The sequence below is a fragment of the Kitasatospora sp. LaBMicrA B282 genome, assembly GCF_050325825.1.
GTDB lineage: Bacteria > Actinomycetota > Actinomycetes > Streptomycetales > Streptomycetaceae > Kitasatospora.
Map to the genome: position 1 here is coordinate 18,771 of NZ_JBNQTI010000008.1, position 15,036 is coordinate 33,806.

Sequence of the window (15,036 nt, forward strand, 5' to 3'; positions counted from 1 at the left end):
GCGCGGTGTGCGAGGCCGAGAGCCCGTACGTTACGTGTGTACGTATACGCCCGAAACGCACCTTGTATACGTACGACCTTCCTCTCCCGGCAGGGGCGAGTCAAGGGCCGCTCTGCAGGGCCAGGAGCCGGTCCGACGGAGCAGGAGCCGGGTCCGCCGGGCCCGGGGCCGGCCCGCCGGATCGAGAGTCGGTCTGCGCTGTCACGCCCGGGCCCGGGGCCGCAGCAGCACCCCGACAAGAACCGCGGCGGCGGCCATCAGCCCGGCGATCACCCAGGCGGCCGCCTCGGCGGCCGAGGCGTAGGCGGCCCGCGAGCTGCCGGCGCCGAGGGCCGCGAAGAACACCGCGCCGACCGCGGCCACCCCGGTCGCACCCGCGAACTGCTGGGTGGTGGTGAGCACGCCGGAGGCGGCGCCAATCCGGGTGGGGGTCACGGTGGCGAGGATGGTGGCCATCAGGGCGGGCAGGGTCAGGCCGTTGCCGAAGCCGGTGAGGGCGAGCGGCAGCAGCAGGTCGAGCGGGCTCAGCGCGCCCTGGGCCAACTGCAGGGTCAGCGCGAGCAGCACGGCCGCGGCGGTGCTGATCAGGGTGCCGGCCACCAGCACCCGCCGGCCGAACCGGGCGATCAGGTGACGGCCGAGCAGCGAGGCGGCCATCGTGGTGAGGCCGAGCGGCAGGAACTCCAGTCCGGCGTCCTGCGAGTCCAGACCGAGGCCGGCCTGCAGCAGCAGCGTGGTGGTGAAGAGCTGGCTGCCGACCGCGCCCAGCACGCACGCGTTGACCAGCAGCCCGGTGCTGAAGGCACGGCCCCGGAAGAGCGCGAGGTCGAGCAGCGGCTCACGGCCGGCCCGGGCGAGCCGGCGCTCCCAGGCGAGGGTGGCGACCAGGACGGGGACGGCGGCGGCCATGCTGAGCCAGGTCCAGAGCGGCCAGCCGGCCCCTCGGCCGAGCACCAGCGGGACCAGGGCGAGAGCCAGCGAGCCGGCCAGGCCGAGCACGCCGAGCAGGTCCAGCCTGGGCCGGGCCGGCGCCGCGGTGACGGTCGGGGCCGGCCGGGTGGCGAGCGCGAGCCGACCGGCGGGGGCGGCAGGGACGGCAGGCGCGGTGATCGTGCTGCCGGCGGGCTGAGGGTGCGTCGGCGGCACTGTCGTCGGCAGCACTGTGGTCGACGGCACCGCCGGCGCCGGCCGCGGCAGCAGCCGGGTGGCCGCGGCGACGGCGACCACCCCGACCGGCAGGTTGACCAGGAAGATCACCCGCCAGCCCAGGCCGAACGGGTCGGCCTGGAGCAGCAGTCCGCCCAGTACCTGCCCCGCGATGCCGCCGACGCCCAGCGCGACCCCGAACCAGGCGAGCGCGCGCGACCGCTGCTCGGCCGGGAAGAGCGCGGTGATCAGCGCCAGCACCTGGGGCGCCATCGCCGCGGCGGCCAGCCCCTGGAGCAGCCGGGCGGCGACCAGTTGCCCGGGGCTGCCGGCCAGCCCGCAGAGCACCGAGGCGACCGTGAACGCGGTGATCCCGAGCAGGAAGACCCGCCGATGGCCGAAGAGGTCGCCCAGCTTGCCGCCGGTGATCAGCCCGGCGGCGTAGGTGAACCCGTAGCCGCCGACCACCAACTCCAGTGCGGCCTGCCCGGCGTGCAGGTCGTGGGCGAGGGAGGGGGCGGCCACGTTGACCACCATGTAGTCGAAGGAGGCCATGAAGGTGGCCAGCAGGATCACCGGGAGCAGCAGTTTCCGGCGCAGTGTGTCGATCATCGGGTGCGTCCCCGTTTCGGTGGGCGGTTCGGCGGCGGGCGCCGCCGGCACCGAGCTTCTCCCGCGGAGACCGTCGGGCACCTTGGGCAAACGGCTTAGCCGACTCTTCAGATCCGTCGGACGGCTCTTCAGATAGCTCTTCAGAGCGCTCTTCAGATCCGGCCGACGGATACTCAGCTCCCATGATCACCGGGCTCAGCCGCCGGACTAGGATCCCTGCATGACCTTCCTCGCCCGGGACGCCGAGCTCGCCGCCCTCGCCGAGGCCCACCGCGCAGCGGCGGCCGGCGAACCGGTCACCGTGCTGGTCGGCGGTGAGCCCGGGATCGGCAAGACCCGGCTGGTCACCGAGTTCACCGCGGCGCTGCCGGACCTGGTGCTGACCGGCGGCTGCCTGGCGCTCGGCGCGGACGGGCTGCCGTACGCGCCGTTCACCGCCGTGCTGCGCCGGCTGCTGCGACTGCACGGCCCGCAGTGGCTGACCGCCCGGTTGCCCGGCCCCGGGCCGTACGCGCTCGCCGGCTGGCTGCCCGGCCTCGGTGCGGCCCCCGAGGGCGAGCGCCGGGCCCGGCTGTTCGAGGAGGTGCTGACACTGCTGGAGGCGGCGGCCGCCGACCGCGGTCTGGTGCTGGTGCTGGAGGACGTGCACTGGGTCGATGCGGCCAGCGCGGAGCTGCTGCTCTTCCTGGTCCGCAACCTGGCCGCGCCGCGCACCCTGCTGCTGGTCACCCACCGGGACGCCGAGCCGGCCGAGGACCACCCGGTGCGCGCCCTGCTGGCCGCGCTGGCCCGGCTGCCGCAGGTCCGCCGGGTGGATCCGGGCCCGCTCGGCCGCGACGACCTGGCCCGTCTGGCCGGCAGCGCGCTCTCCGCCGCCCGGGTCCAGGAGGTGCACCGGCGCAGCGGCGGCAACCCGCTCTTCGCCACCGCGCTGCTCGACTCCCCCGGCGAGCGCACCCCCGCGCCGCTGCGCGAGCTGCTGCTGGCCGGGGTGCGGGGGCTGCCCGAGCCGGCCCAGGCGGTCCTGCGGGTGGCCGCGGTGCTGGGCGAGCCCGTCGGTCCGGCGCTGCTGGCCACCGTGACCGGGCAGCCGGAACCCGAGCTGGAGGCGGCGCTGCGGCCGGCCGTGCGGCGCGGGCTGCTGCTGGCCGGCGAGGAGGGCTACACCTTCCGCCACGCGCTGCTGCGTTCGGCCGTCGCCGAGGAACTGCTGCCCGGCGAGCGGCGGCGGCTGCACGCGGCCTGCGCCCGAGCGCTGACCGCCGATCCCGCCCTGGTGCCACCCGGCCAGGCCGCGGCGGCGCTGGCCCTGCACTGGCACGCGGCGGGCGACCGGGAGGCCGCCTACCGGGCGGCTTGGACGGCGGCCCGCGCGGCCCGGGCCGGATACGCCTACAGGGAGGAACTGCGGCTGCTGGAACGGATGCTGACGGAGTCGTCGGCCGAGCCCGAGGTGCTGCGGGCGGCCGTGCGGGCCGCGCTGGACGCCCGGGCGACGGTGCGCGGCCTGGAGCTCGCGGACGCCGCGCTGGCCGTCACCCCCGAACCGGCCGAGCGGGCCCTGCTGCTGGAGACCCGCAGTCTGCTGAAGCACCGTCAGGGCCAGGACGGGCTGGACGACCTGCGGGAGGCACTGGCCCTGCTGCCGGGCGAGCCGTCCGGGGTGCGCGGGCGCCTGCTGGCCACCCTGGCCAGCCGCCTCGCCGTGCTCTCCCGGCCCGGCGAGGCGGCCGAGGCCGCGGCGCAGGCGCTGCTGCTCGGGGAGCGCGCGGACGACCCGGCGGTGCGGGCGCTGGCCCTGGTCACGCTGGCCGCCGGGCACGCGCGGGCGGGTGAGCACGCGGCGGCGGTGGCGGCCTGCGCCGAGGCCGAGCGGCTGGCGGCGCTGGCCGAGGACGACGACACGCTGGTGCTGGCGGCCGTGATGCTGACCATGGCGCACAAGGGCGCCGGCGACTACCCCGAGGCGGTGCGGACCGCCGAACGCGGCCTGGCGCTGGCCACCCGGCGCGGGCTGGCCGGCAACCGGGGCGCGGTGCTGGCCTCGATGCTGGCCGACGGACTCTTCCGGCTGGGCCACTGGCCGCAGGCCCGGGCCGTGTTGGTGCAGGCGCTGGCCGAGGAGCCGCCGCCGCTCTACCGGGCGGTGCTGCTCACCACCCGGGGGCTGCTCGACCTGGCCGAGGGCGACCTCGCCCAGGCACTGGCTGCGGCCGAGGCCGCTGCGGCGCCCTTCGCCGCAGGTTACCCCGGGCGCGAGTTCCTGTTGCCCCAACGGGAGTTGACGCTTCTCACCGCGCTTGCCGGCGGCGACTGGGCAACGGCCGACCGGGTGCTGGGCGAGCTGCTGGCCGATCCCGCCCTGGCCGAACACCCCACCCAGGGCTGGGCGTTGGTCCTGGCCGGGCAGGAGACGAACGCGATGGGCGCGGACCTGGGCGCCACGGGGCAATCGGAGGCCGCCGAGGTGGTGAGCCGACGGGCCGGCCAACTCGGCGCGTTGGCGGCGCAGCTCGCCGTGCCCGGGCCGGTGCAGCAGGCCGAGCGGGCCACCGCCGAAGCCTGGGAGAGCGGCAACTGGACGGCCGCGGTGGCCGCCTGGCGAACCCTCGGACAGCCGTACCCGCTGGCCCGGGCGTTGCTGCGGGCGGGCGCGGCGGCACTGGCCGCCGGCGACCGCACCGCCGGCGCGGACCTGCTGCGCGAGGCGGCGCAGGCGGCCGAGCGGCTGGGTGCCCGCCCGCTCGCCGACCGGATCGCCGAGCTGACCGCACGGGAGCGGCTGACCGGCGCGGCGGTGGACCGGATCGGCCTGACGCCGCGCGAGCTGGAGGTGCTGAGGCTGGTCGCGGAGGGCCGCAGCAACCGGGAGATCGGCGAGCGGCTCTTCATCTCGGCGAAGACCGCCGGGGTGCACGTCTCCAACCTGCTCCCCAAACTGGGCGCCACCTCCCGCACCGAGGCGGCGGCGCTGGCCCACCGGCTGCAGCTGCTCTAGGTCGACGTCAATGCTTGCTGTTCCGGCCGACGCGGTAATCGCCGCTGTGCGCCACCTCTTTGAGTACCCGCTTGACTTCGCCGAGGAACAGGGGCACGGTCACCCGGGCGATCGGGGTGTCCGGGTAATAGCCCCCCAGCCGCGTGCAGTCCCAGTATCGGTTCACCCAGATCGAGACGGTCGATGTGTGGGGCCGGTCGAGCAGCACGTGACAGTTCGCGGTGCCCCAGTCGAGGGAGCCCGGCACGTGCCGCGTGTCGATGTAGGAGAACAGGGGGGCTGCCACCCCTGCGGCCGCCTGCTGGACATCCGGGCTGAGCTCGGCAAGCCGGGAAGGGGAGACGGCCTCCAGCTTTCGCATGGTGGAGCTGGACCGCTGGGCGGTGCTGACCGCCTCGCTGAACAGCTGGCCGGCGACGACGGGAACCGTGACCGGGATGGTCTTGACGAACCATCCTTGGGCCGCTTGCCACCGGGCGCTGTCCCGGGTGTGCACGACCCCGATCCCCCGGTACAGGTCCTGCCCGACCAACTCGTGGGCGCAGACGGCGAACGCGGCGTAGAGCCCTGCGGTGGTCCCACCACCATGCGCGGTGCAAGCCTTGGAGAACGCCTCCGCTTCGGCGGCGTCGAAGAGTTCCTCGAGGACGACGACCCCAGGGTGGGAGTTGCCGGGGCCGACGCCGAGGGGGACGGCGAAGTCGAGCGGCCCGCGTCGCCAGAAGTCGACCCAGCGCCTGACCGCCGGATGGGTCGCACAGATCTTCGCCTCTCGTTCGCGCTCGAGTGCGCTGAACTCGACGTGACTTCCCACATCGGGGAGCGAAGCCGACGGGCCGCCGGTCTCTTCCCGGTAGATGGCGTTCAACTCGTGGAGCGCCAGGAGCACCGAGAAGCCGTCGCTGTGTGCGTGGTCCACGGCGAGGAAGAACGTCGAACTACGTTGTTCTCGCACAATGGCGCCGGCGGCCAGCAAGGGCCAGCGGGTCGGGTCCGTGGCCTGCCTGAAGTAGTCCAGGATGCACTCCCCGAGCTCGTCCGAGGACCTGCGGCCGCTGAGCGCGACCGTGCTGAACTTCACGGAGTCGCGGTGCACGGAGCGCCGTTGGAGACGGCCTCGGTTGTCCTGCGTGAACCAGGTGCGCAGGGTGCCGTGACGTCGGACCCACCTCACCAGGGTCCGTTCCATGGCGGCGGTGTCGAATGGACCCGGTAGGTCGAAGGCGAGGGCGAGCCAGGGCGCATCGACGTGGCCCAGTTGTGCGTCGAGCACTCGTTTCTTGACGTGGGCCTCCTGGAGCGCGGTGGGCGGCGAGGGATGGATCCAGCCAGCGGTCGGGGTGGCTTCGGGAACGAACCGGACCAGCTTGCCCGGTTCCGGCTGCCACTCCAGGATGGACTTCGTCTGCAGCAACACGAGTGCTCTCCCATCGCACGTCGTCGCCAGGTTTGTGGGCTGAGCCTGCGGTGGCAGGTTCACGGGGAACGGGCTGATCAGAAACGACCGGCCAGCGGTGCGTTGCTGAGTGCAGTGGCGCCGGTCCAGGTGAGCAGGGAACTCCCCCAGGTCAGACCGGCTCCGAAGACGCAGAGGAGGACCTTCGAGCCGCTCTTGAGGAGCCCCTCTGCGGCCGCCGTGGCCAGCGCGTAGGGTGCGCTGGCTGCGCCGATGTTGCCGGTCCGGTCGCCGGTGACGATGAGCCGGCCTGGCCGGATGCCGATCTTCTCGCCCAGGTGTCGCAGCAGCCGTGGGTTGGGCTGGTGGGCCACGACCGCGTCGATCTGGTCGATGGTCAGGCCGTGCCGGACGAGTTCGTCCTCGACGAGAACGGGCAGGGTCTCGGTGACGAAGTCGCGCACCGCCCGGCCGTCCATGTGGACTCGGTGGCCTCCCTCGGCGAGGGTTTCCGCGCTGGCAGGCCGGCGGCTTCCGCCGGCCGGAATCACCACGTGATGGGCGCCGGTGCCATCCGATCCGAGCCGAAAGCCGTGGAAGCCGCCGCCCGCGGGAACCGGGCCGAGGATCGCGGCCGCGGCGCCGTCGGCCAGCAGCACGGCGGTGGCCCGATCCGACGGGTCGGTCAGCCTCGACAGGGCCTCGGCCCCGACCACGGCCGCGTAGCGGACGCCGGATTCGACTCGAAGCCAGTCGTGGGCGACGCGGGTGGCGAACAGCCATCCGGAACAGGCCGCGGTGACGTCGAATGCGCAGGCGCGGGACGCACCGACATGGGCCTGCACTCGGCAGGCGGTGGCCGGGGAGACTTCGTCGGGCGAGGAGCTGGCACAGACCAGCAGGTCCAGCTGACCCGCGGTGACCCCTGCGGCCACGCAGGCCATGCGGACGGCATGGGCGGCCAGGTCGGAGGTGGCCTGGGCGGGCAACGCCGTGTGGCGGCGCAGCACGCCGGTGCGCTCCGAGATCCACGCGGCGGTGACCCCGGCGGCCTGGGCCACCTCCTCGTTGGTTCGCAGGGCCGGCGGCAGGTAGGTGCCCATGCCCAGCACGCCGATGGCGCGGTCGTTGCCCGTGATCACTGGGAGCCCTCCTGCCCGCCGGTGGCGGCGTCGGTCGCGGTGGCCTGCGCGGCAACCGTCGGTGGTTGTGTCGGTCGAGCCTCTGGTCGGGTCATGGCTGTCTTCCTGGAATTGGGTGGGTGCGACAGGCTCGCGCCCGGTCGTCGGCCCCTCGACCGGTCGCGGCGTACGGAACGTCAGGACGTCGGGATCCCTGCACCGCAGGCGGCGAGGTCGAGGAGGAGCGCCTGGACTTCGTCACGGAAGTCGGCCATGAACGGACCGGAGAAGCACTCGGTCCAGTAGGGGAACTCGATCGCCAGCCGCCCGGCGAAGGTGCTCACGGCGGCCATCACCGGGCTGCGGCCGGCGCGTGGGTAGTACTGCTCGCGGGCGGGGCTGCCACGCATGTCCAGCAGTTCGAGTCCGGCGGGTAGCGGAGGACCGGCGAGGTTGCCCACGTTGGTAGCGATCACCGTGGCGGCCAGCAGCTGCGGGAACTCCGGCGCCCGCGGCATGATCCTTGCCTCCAGCAGCGCTTGTCCGCTTTCAAGGGCGGTGCGCAGTCCGCGAGTCACGGCGCCGGCCAGGGCCAGCAGGTCCTCTTCGGGCGTGACGTCGAAGGTCTGCGTGTGCGATGTGGCGGCGGCCACCATCACCTCGCGCGGGAGCGGCTCGGTCAGCCGCGAGCGCAGGTCGATCGGCGAGAGGCAACCGAGGGTGCGCGGACCCTCCCCTGACAGCCGCCACCGGGCTGCGATCAACAGCGCCGCCGCGACCACCCCGTGCACCGAGACGCCGGCAGCAACAGCGGCCTGGCGCAGGTCCTGGGTCGGCCCGGGCGCAAGCACCAGTCGGGTCGCCTCGATCCGGCCGCCCGGGGAGGACCGGGGGGCGTTGTAAGAGAGCAGCTCCACCGGACGGGCACGCACCTGCAACAGCCGCTGGTCGAGGTACCGCTCGACCTCCTCGACGGGACAGGGCGGCAGCAACGAGGTCACCGGCGGGGGCCACTCGCTGCCGAGCCGCTCGGGGGTGGTCATCGGGTCGGCGACGAGCCGACCGTAGCGCTCCCACAGTGCGTGGTGCAGTGTCGCGGCGCTGAGCCCGTCGCTGATCACGTGATCGACGACGAGCACCACGATGTCGTAGCCGGTTCCGCGCAGCAGCGTGGCACGGACCAACGGCCCGCCCACGGGCAACGGGGAGTTGAGCTCCTCGGCGTAGCCGTCTCCACTGTCCTCGCGGACGATCAGGTGGGGCGGCGCCTCGAGTTCCTGGAGCACGAAGCCGGAGGACGCGTGGGCGATCCGGCACCGCAGCGGAGGATGCCTGGCGGTCAGGTCCGTGAAGGCCGCCGCGAGCAGCTCTGGATCCACCCCGCCGGCCACCGTGGAGGCGACGACGGCTCGGATGCGTTGACCGACGTAGAGTGTTTCCACCGGGCATAGCAGGCGCTGCATGGCTGATTCCTTCCGAAGTCCTGGTGATGGGGCCGGCTGTGGCGGCGCGGACCCGTGCCCCGGCCGGCTGCCCGCTTGCATCGTTCGTCCGCGGCGGCCGGGCTCTGCTGCCCCCGCGGTGGGGGAGGCAGCAGAGCCCGGAACAACCGGACCACCTGGGTGGGGGTGGGTTCTCAGCGGGGGCACTGGGCCCAGTCGAGGTGGTAGGTCGTGGTGAGGCTGCCGTCGGTGGAGTCCATGGTCATGTAGTTGGTGGTCGTCGGGTCGGCGGTGCCCTGGTCGGTTCGCAGTTCGGTGTTGATGTTGAGGTCACGGACCTCGCCGCACGGGGACCAGACCAGGCTGGCGATGTTCGTCGTGTCGGTGGCCTGCCAGTCGTCGTTCAGCGGTCCGTTGAACGGGTGGGTGATGGTGCCGGTCTGCTGCATGCCCTGGAAGTAGTAGTTGGCCTGCTCCTGGGCGGAGGCCCCGGCGGCGAGGCTGGCGTAGCCGCGGTAGTCCGCTTCGGCGACGGCATAGGTGAAGCCCTGCGGCGCGTGGACCTGGACGGTGAGCTGGCAGTTGCGGCGGGAGTCGGTGGGCGCCGTGCCTGCCCCGCTCTTGGCGAGGTAGTCGCTGTACGTGACGGTGAACGCGGTGCCGTCGGGAGAGGGTGCGACGGCGGCGGTGCCGTCGGGGCAGCCCGAACCGTTGAGGCTGACCAGCCCGATGGTGAACCCGGGGCCGGAGGGCACCGGCGGAAAGGTGAGGGCCTGTGCCGGCCCGGAGAATGCCAGCGCGCAGAGCACGGTGGCGGAAAAGGCGGCGGCGCTTGCAGGACGGAACACGGTTGCTCCTGTCAAGGTCTCGATTCGAATGGTCAAAAGCAGTACGGACTCCGGAGGAAAGCGATGGGCTTTCCGTTCACGGTGACTGGCGGGGCTCCTCCTGGGCTCCGTCCCCGTCACCCCGCCAGTCGTTCTCCGTGTCAGTGGGCAGGACGGGCCACTAGGCAGAGGCGACGTCGCCCACCCCGGTGAACCCGGCCCGGGAAGCGCCCCGAGGTTCTATCCGGTCGCCCCAGGTGCCTTCCTCCCACTGCGCACGCCGTGCGGTTGTGGCCGCGGACCCCTCAGTTGACGTACACGCTCGGGTTGCCCGGGCGGCTGGTGTCGGTGAAGGAGCCGTACGTGGCCGAGAGCGAGGCGGAGGCGGGGCAGACGACCGGGTTGTCGGACACGCCGGAGGACTGCGCCGTGATCGCCAGGCTCTGGGACGCACGGTCGAGGCTGGCCGCGACAGCGGTCTGGTACGTGCAACTGATCGGTCCCAGGAGGGTGCTGACCGTCACCGTGGCTCGGACGGGGAAGCTCTGCGGGCTTCCCGTGTCGCTCGCCGACGCGTTGAACTGGCCGAGGTCGACGCTCTGCAGGCTGACGCCGGGAATGCCCGTGCACCCGCCGGGCGCCGGGGCGCCGTTGAGGCTCGCGGTCACGGTGCCCGGCGCCGCGGGGTTGCTGGTGACCGTGGCGGAGCCGGACGACGACGTACAGGTCACGCCCAGGAACCCATCGATGGTGAGCTGGAACGTTCCCGGGACGAGTGTGCCGGAGAGCACGTCGCCGACCGGAACCGCAGTGCCGGCCGGGCCGCCGAGGGTCAGGATGGCCGGGCCGTCGTTCGGGCCCTGCGCGAAGGCCGGGGCTGCACCGGACACCGCGAGGGACGTCGCGGCCGCCATGACGGCAAGCAAGTTCGTGATTCGCATGATCTCCTCTTTCTTGAGTCAGTGCGGGAGCAGGGCGGGCAGGAGAGTCCGCGACTGGATTCCCGGCTGATGTTTGGACGCATCTACATCCGATCGACCGGCAGACATCTCACACCGGAACGACCGAGCATTTGATCGAGACGAACCCGGACGACATGTCCGGGCGGTCTCCTCGCCTCGCCGAAACCCGTTACGGCCGGGAGGCATTCGGTGCACCGCCAGCAGGCCACACCATCACTGCCCAGGACCGCTGTCGCCCTCATCCGCTTCCTGGCCACCGGGGGTGGGAAGCTCGAGCTCGGCCCAGACCGTCTTGCCGATCGGCGTCAGACGCATGCCCCACTGCGCGGAAAGCGCCTCGACGATCAGCAGGCCGCGGCCCGACTCGGCCTGGTCACTGGCGAAGCTTGCCGTAGGACGCGGCAGCCGGCGGCCACGATCCGCAACTTCGATCCGGATCCGGTCTTCTCCCTGCCGAATGCGCATCATGACACCGAGCACGCCAGGCTGGTTGTGGCAGATCGCGTTCGCGATCAACTCCGAGGCGACTGCCACCAGGTCGTCCAGGACCGTGCCGCGCACGCCCCACGTCGCGGCGATGCGGCGCAGCTCGCCCCGGATGCGCCGGACGGGGGCGAAGCGGTTGACGGGTGCGGCGTAGGTCGCATCAAGGGTCACCCGATGGGCTGCCCAGGCCTGCACGTCCGGCAGCACGCCGGCGGCGGACGAAGGTCTCCGTGATCCGTCCTGTCCGAGCTCGGGCTGTGCCGCGTCCCGGGTGTCGGCGGCAGGCTCCTGTCCATCGGCGCGGGAAGTGCTGATCGTTGACACGATGCCTCCAGGAAGATGACGGTGGCGATACAGAGCTCTGCGAGCCTGTACCGAGAGCGTCGTGGGCTGTGTCCCGGTTGAGTCCGGTGGTGACCGAGTTGAGCGGGTGCGTTGTCCAACTCGGCCCTGTCCTTGCACGATCCGGCCCCTGTGCGATACGAGCTGCTGCCGCCGGATCGAGCACCAACTCTGCCGGCAACAATCGTCGGCGGCTCACGACCCTCTTCCTGGCCGCCCTTCGCCGGCCGAGGAATCCGGCCCGTATCAGGGCTCTTCGGCCGTCAGCACGATCGAATGGCGCGCGGTGACGAGTTGGCCGCCGGCACTCTGAGGTCGATCACGGAGGACTTCCGTTCCGCCTCAGGGATGACCCGGTACTCCACCACACCTGCCGAAGGTTCTGTTCTTCCTTCTCTCGAACGTGACCAGCACGCCTTCGACCTCCTCCGGCATCTCGCGATCCATACCTCCGGTGGGCTTGCCCCAGTACAACCTCGATGCCCGCCGACTTTCAAGCAGCAGCAATGTGACTTCCGTGTGACGTCCCCGCCCGGATCGAACTCCTGGGCCACCCCGCCCTTGCGGTCTAGTCCAATCATCGAGACTGCTTGACCCTTCAACAAAGCGTTGCAAAAGGGCGCAGAGTAGTCATGGCGACACAGATCCTGCTAGCCTTCCCCCGTCTACGTACCAATTGCCGGATACCACGAACCCAGGAATCCTATTGCCAGGACAGCATCCTCTCGCCCGTCTTCGTCAGCTCAGCGGGGAAACGCAGTCGTCCTATGCGCAGCTCATCTCGGAAACGTACGCAACCCTGGGACTCGGAAGAATCCAGGCCACCCGAGAAAAGGTAAATCGATGGGAAAACTGGAAGGTCACTCCGACCTACAAGACGCAGCTCGCCATTGCTTACGTCCATCACATCCCGGAAGAAGTCCTGGGGAAAGTTGCCTGGCCCCTCTGGCTTTACCGGGGAAAGCCGGCGGCCCGAGAGGACCACCGCGATCGTTTGGCCGGCGGCTCGGCGGCGTCCAATCGCGCGAGCGCGGGCGAGACAATGCCGCCAACGGGAATCTCGTTCGCCGGCCCGCGTCTCGCCAGCTTTCTGGGCAGCACGCTGGCCCAGGCCGGCCCGGCACCTGCGGCCCACGGCGGCACTCCCGTCACTCCGGTCGCGATCAGCGTACTCGAGGCGAGTTGTTCATCGCTGCGCCAGCAGTCCTTCCACCTTCCGCCACTCTCTCATTACCGGGTTGCCCAGGCCGAGTACCACGCGCTCCGGCAGCTGACGGACTACGGATCCTATGACCGCTCCGTCGGCGCACGGCTCTACTACTGCGTGGCCTCCGCCGCCGAGCAGTGCGCACGACTTGCCATCGGACTGGGCGACACCGAACGCGCCGAACACTTCACGCTGAATTCCGTACGATTTGCCAGCGGATCCGGATCCAAGCTGATGACGGAGCGCTCGCTGGACGCACTCTGCTGCCTCCACCTGGCCGCAGGAGATCCGCGTGATGTTCTCACGATCACCGCGGCTGCATCGGCCACGACGGCGTCACCGCACAACGAAGTGGTGCTGACGATTCACGAAGCGCGCGCACAGGCGAGGATGAGGAACGTCCTGGCGAGTCTCCGCCTCGTCGAACAAGCCACGGTCATCATGAACACTCGTGCCAGCTTTGTCGACGAGCACTATGCGGCGGTCAACGAGACGTGGCTGCACGCGGCGGCAAGCTCAGTCCTTTTCGATGCACGGTTCCCGCGCCAGGCCCTGGAGCGTTACGAGACACACTGCGAAAGTCGCACCGATTCGAACTACCAGCCACTTCCGATCGTAGAGATGCGATGCCTCCTCAAGGTTGCCGAGGCACACTTCGCCGTCGGGAACGTCGAAGCGGCGGTCTCGGCCGTCCGGGAGGCACTTTCGATATCCGCAACTCCCGTCCGCCGCGTCGTGGAGAAATCCAGGAACATTTTGCAGCGGTATGCCCATCTCGATCCCGTCAGAGCGGCAGTCGAATTCCTGCCGACGGTCCCCGGACAGCGCAACGCCGCGACCGACGAGTTCTACGGACATCCTCCCGTTGACAACCCGGCAGCTGTTCGGCGCACGGGTCCGACCCAGCAGTCCCCTGAGACTCCGACCGGCCGGCCCGGCGAACTCGCGGAATTCTTCGAGGGCAGAAGGACAGAGAGTTGACGCGGAGACGGACCGACAGAGCCGTCCCCGCGTCACCGACAGCCGCTCCCGCAGCCTCTGCACACCGAGTGGCGAGTGACCACACCATCGGTCGCCCTGACGCAGGTCACCTTCAGCGATCGCCGGACATCAGTCTCCCGAGGGGAAATCATGGACACCGAACTGCTTGGATTTCGCTGGACGGACAACGAGTGGGAGAAGGCCCTGGGCACCCTGCGGCGGCAGCGGAAGTCCCTCCTCGAAAGCCGTCACGAAAAAGTGCTGCAGCTGACCCTGAAATTCGGACACAGCCACCCGGAAACCCTCCATGCCCGCCTGGACCTCCTGCCCCACAGCGTCGACTTCCGGCAGGGCCTCGAAGTCAGCGAGACTCTCGCCACCGACTGCAAGCGGGCGTTGGGGGTGTGGCACCCCACGACCGTGCAAGCCCGGATCAAGGCCGCTCGCGACGCTCTGGACAGCGAAGCCGAGGAACTGCACACGACCGGCATCGAGGCACTCGAGCTCCTCGCCACCGAACAGGCACAGCGCCACGGCAGCACCGATCACCACGCACTCACCGCACAGCGCGAGCTGACCCGGGCCCGCACCCGGTACACCAAACACCACGGCGAAGGCCCCCGCGGCGAACCGCCGGCCGTGACCCTCTCGACGTGGTCGGGTCTGGTGCTCGACCACGGCCTCGCCCTGGGCGCGAATCATCCCGACACCCTGTGCGCCTGGTCCATGTACGGCGACGACTGCTGTGAACTGGGGGACCATCAGCAAGAGGCCGACTGCTACGCCATCGAGGCCACCCGCTGTGGCGATGCCTTCGGCCCCTCGCACCCCCACTCACTGGACCGCCGTTGGCAACACCTCAGCACCCTCGTCTGGCACTTCGCCGACGAACGGGCCGACCAGATCGCCGAAGTCTGCGGCCCCTTGGCGAAAGACTGCATACGTGCTCTGGGAAAGGACCACCTGACGACCCAGAACGTCCTGGAGGCGTGGGCGCAGCTCCACCATCAGTGATCTGACGCCGACTTCGCCCAACGCGCGCGGGCCGGGCGGGCAGTCGTCCGCCGCCGAACGCCACCAACGCCAGGGCCACGCCGCGCGAGCGCGAAGACCGCATGATGTACGACCACCGCACACAGCAAGGGAGCGCGGGGGTGTTGTGGTGCAGGGATTGAACAGTGGGCCTTGCCCGGTCGAGGTGCTGCTCCGCGGGGAAGCGGTCGTGGACTCGACGGTGCGGGGGGCCACGGGGGCACTGGAGGTGGTGCTCCACGCTCCCGGCGCGGGGCTGGAGCACCGGCGCCGCGGCGTGCCGCTGGGGATGCCGGTCCGGCCGCTGACCGGGCTGACCCGGCCTACCGTCCGCACGCGGTCGCCGTCGCACTGCGCTCCCTCGCCCTGACACCGAAGGAGTACCTGCCGTCCGAGCACCGCCTGCACCATGAACGCCACGACGTGGTCGCCGCGGTGCAGCATCTGGGACCGGACTGGGACCAGGACCTCGCCCGCGTCCTGT

Annotated in this window: 10 protein-coding genes; 3 read left to right on the top strand and 7 right to left on the bottom strand. The window is 71.3% G+C overall.

Features of this window, described 5'->3' with window-relative positions:
* Positions 1-201: 201 nt before the first annotated feature.
* Positions 202-1,758: an MFS transporter gene (locus tag ACQRUO_RS04175; RefSeq protein ID WP_428314320.1), complete on the bottom strand. Its 1,557-nt coding sequence runs from the start codon at positions 1,756-1,758 to the stop codon at positions 202-204.
* Between the two features lie 220 nt (positions 1,759-1,978).
* On the opposite strand from ACQRUO_RS04175, the gene ACQRUO_RS04180 reads away from it, so the two are divergent.
* Positions 1,979-4,756, top strand: a complete 2,778-nt coding sequence (locus ACQRUO_RS04180; RefSeq protein WP_428314321.1) for an ATP-binding protein — start codon at positions 1,979-1,981, stop codon at positions 4,754-4,756.
* A gap of 7 nt (positions 4,757-4,763) precedes the next feature.
* On the opposite strand, the gene ACQRUO_RS04185 is transcribed toward ACQRUO_RS04180, so the two are convergent.
* The 6 genes from ACQRUO_RS04185 to ACQRUO_RS04210 all read right to left on the bottom strand — a co-directional run bounded on the left by ACQRUO_RS04185 (position 4,764) and on the right by ACQRUO_RS04210 (position 11,314).
* Positions 4,764-6,173: a condensation domain-containing protein gene (locus tag ACQRUO_RS04185; RefSeq protein WP_428314322.1), complete on the bottom strand. Its 1,410-nt coding sequence runs from the start codon at positions 6,171-6,173 to the stop codon at positions 4,764-4,766.
* Positions 6,174-6,250: 77 nt separating this feature from the next.
* Complete coding sequence (locus ACQRUO_RS04190) at positions 6,251-7,255, bottom strand: 3-oxoacyl-ACP synthase III family protein (RefSeq protein WP_428314403.1); 1,005 nt, start codon at positions 7,253-7,255, stop codon at positions 6,251-6,253.
* Between the two features lie 215 nt (positions 7,256-7,470).
* Entirely contained in the window at positions 7,471-8,715 is a 1,245-nt protein-coding gene (locus ACQRUO_RS04195; protein ID WP_428314323.1) for a phthiocerol/phthiodiolone dimycocerosyl transferase family protein, read from the bottom strand.
* Between the two features lie 194 nt (positions 8,716-8,909).
* On the bottom strand, positions 8,910-9,563 hold the full coding sequence (locus ACQRUO_RS04200) for a DUF4360 domain-containing protein (protein WP_428314324.1): 654 nt from the start codon (positions 9,561-9,563) through the stop codon (positions 8,910-8,912).
* 284 nt (positions 9,564-9,847) lie between these two features.
* Positions 9,848-10,483: a Tat pathway signal sequence domain protein gene (locus ACQRUO_RS04205; protein WP_428314325.1), complete on the bottom strand. Its 636-nt coding sequence runs from the start codon at positions 10,481-10,483 to the stop codon at positions 9,848-9,850.
* A 234-nt stretch (positions 10,484-10,717) separates the two neighbouring features.
* A complete protein-coding gene (locus ACQRUO_RS04210) occupies positions 10,718-11,314 on the bottom strand; it encodes an ATP-binding protein (protein ID WP_428314326.1) in 597 nt (198 codons plus the stop codon).
* 724 nt (positions 11,315-12,038) lie between these two features.
* Between ACQRUO_RS04210 and ACQRUO_RS04215 the strand changes: the two genes are divergently transcribed.
* Entirely contained in the window at positions 12,039-13,520 is a 1,482-nt protein-coding gene (locus tag ACQRUO_RS04215; protein ID WP_428314327.1) for a hypothetical protein, read from the top strand.
* A 150-nt stretch (positions 13,521-13,670) separates the two neighbouring features.
* Positions 13,671-14,534: a hypothetical protein gene (locus ACQRUO_RS04220; protein ID WP_428314328.1), complete on the top strand. Its 864-nt coding sequence runs from the start codon at positions 13,671-13,673 to the stop codon at positions 14,532-14,534.
* Positions 14,535-15,036: the final 502 nt, after the last annotated feature.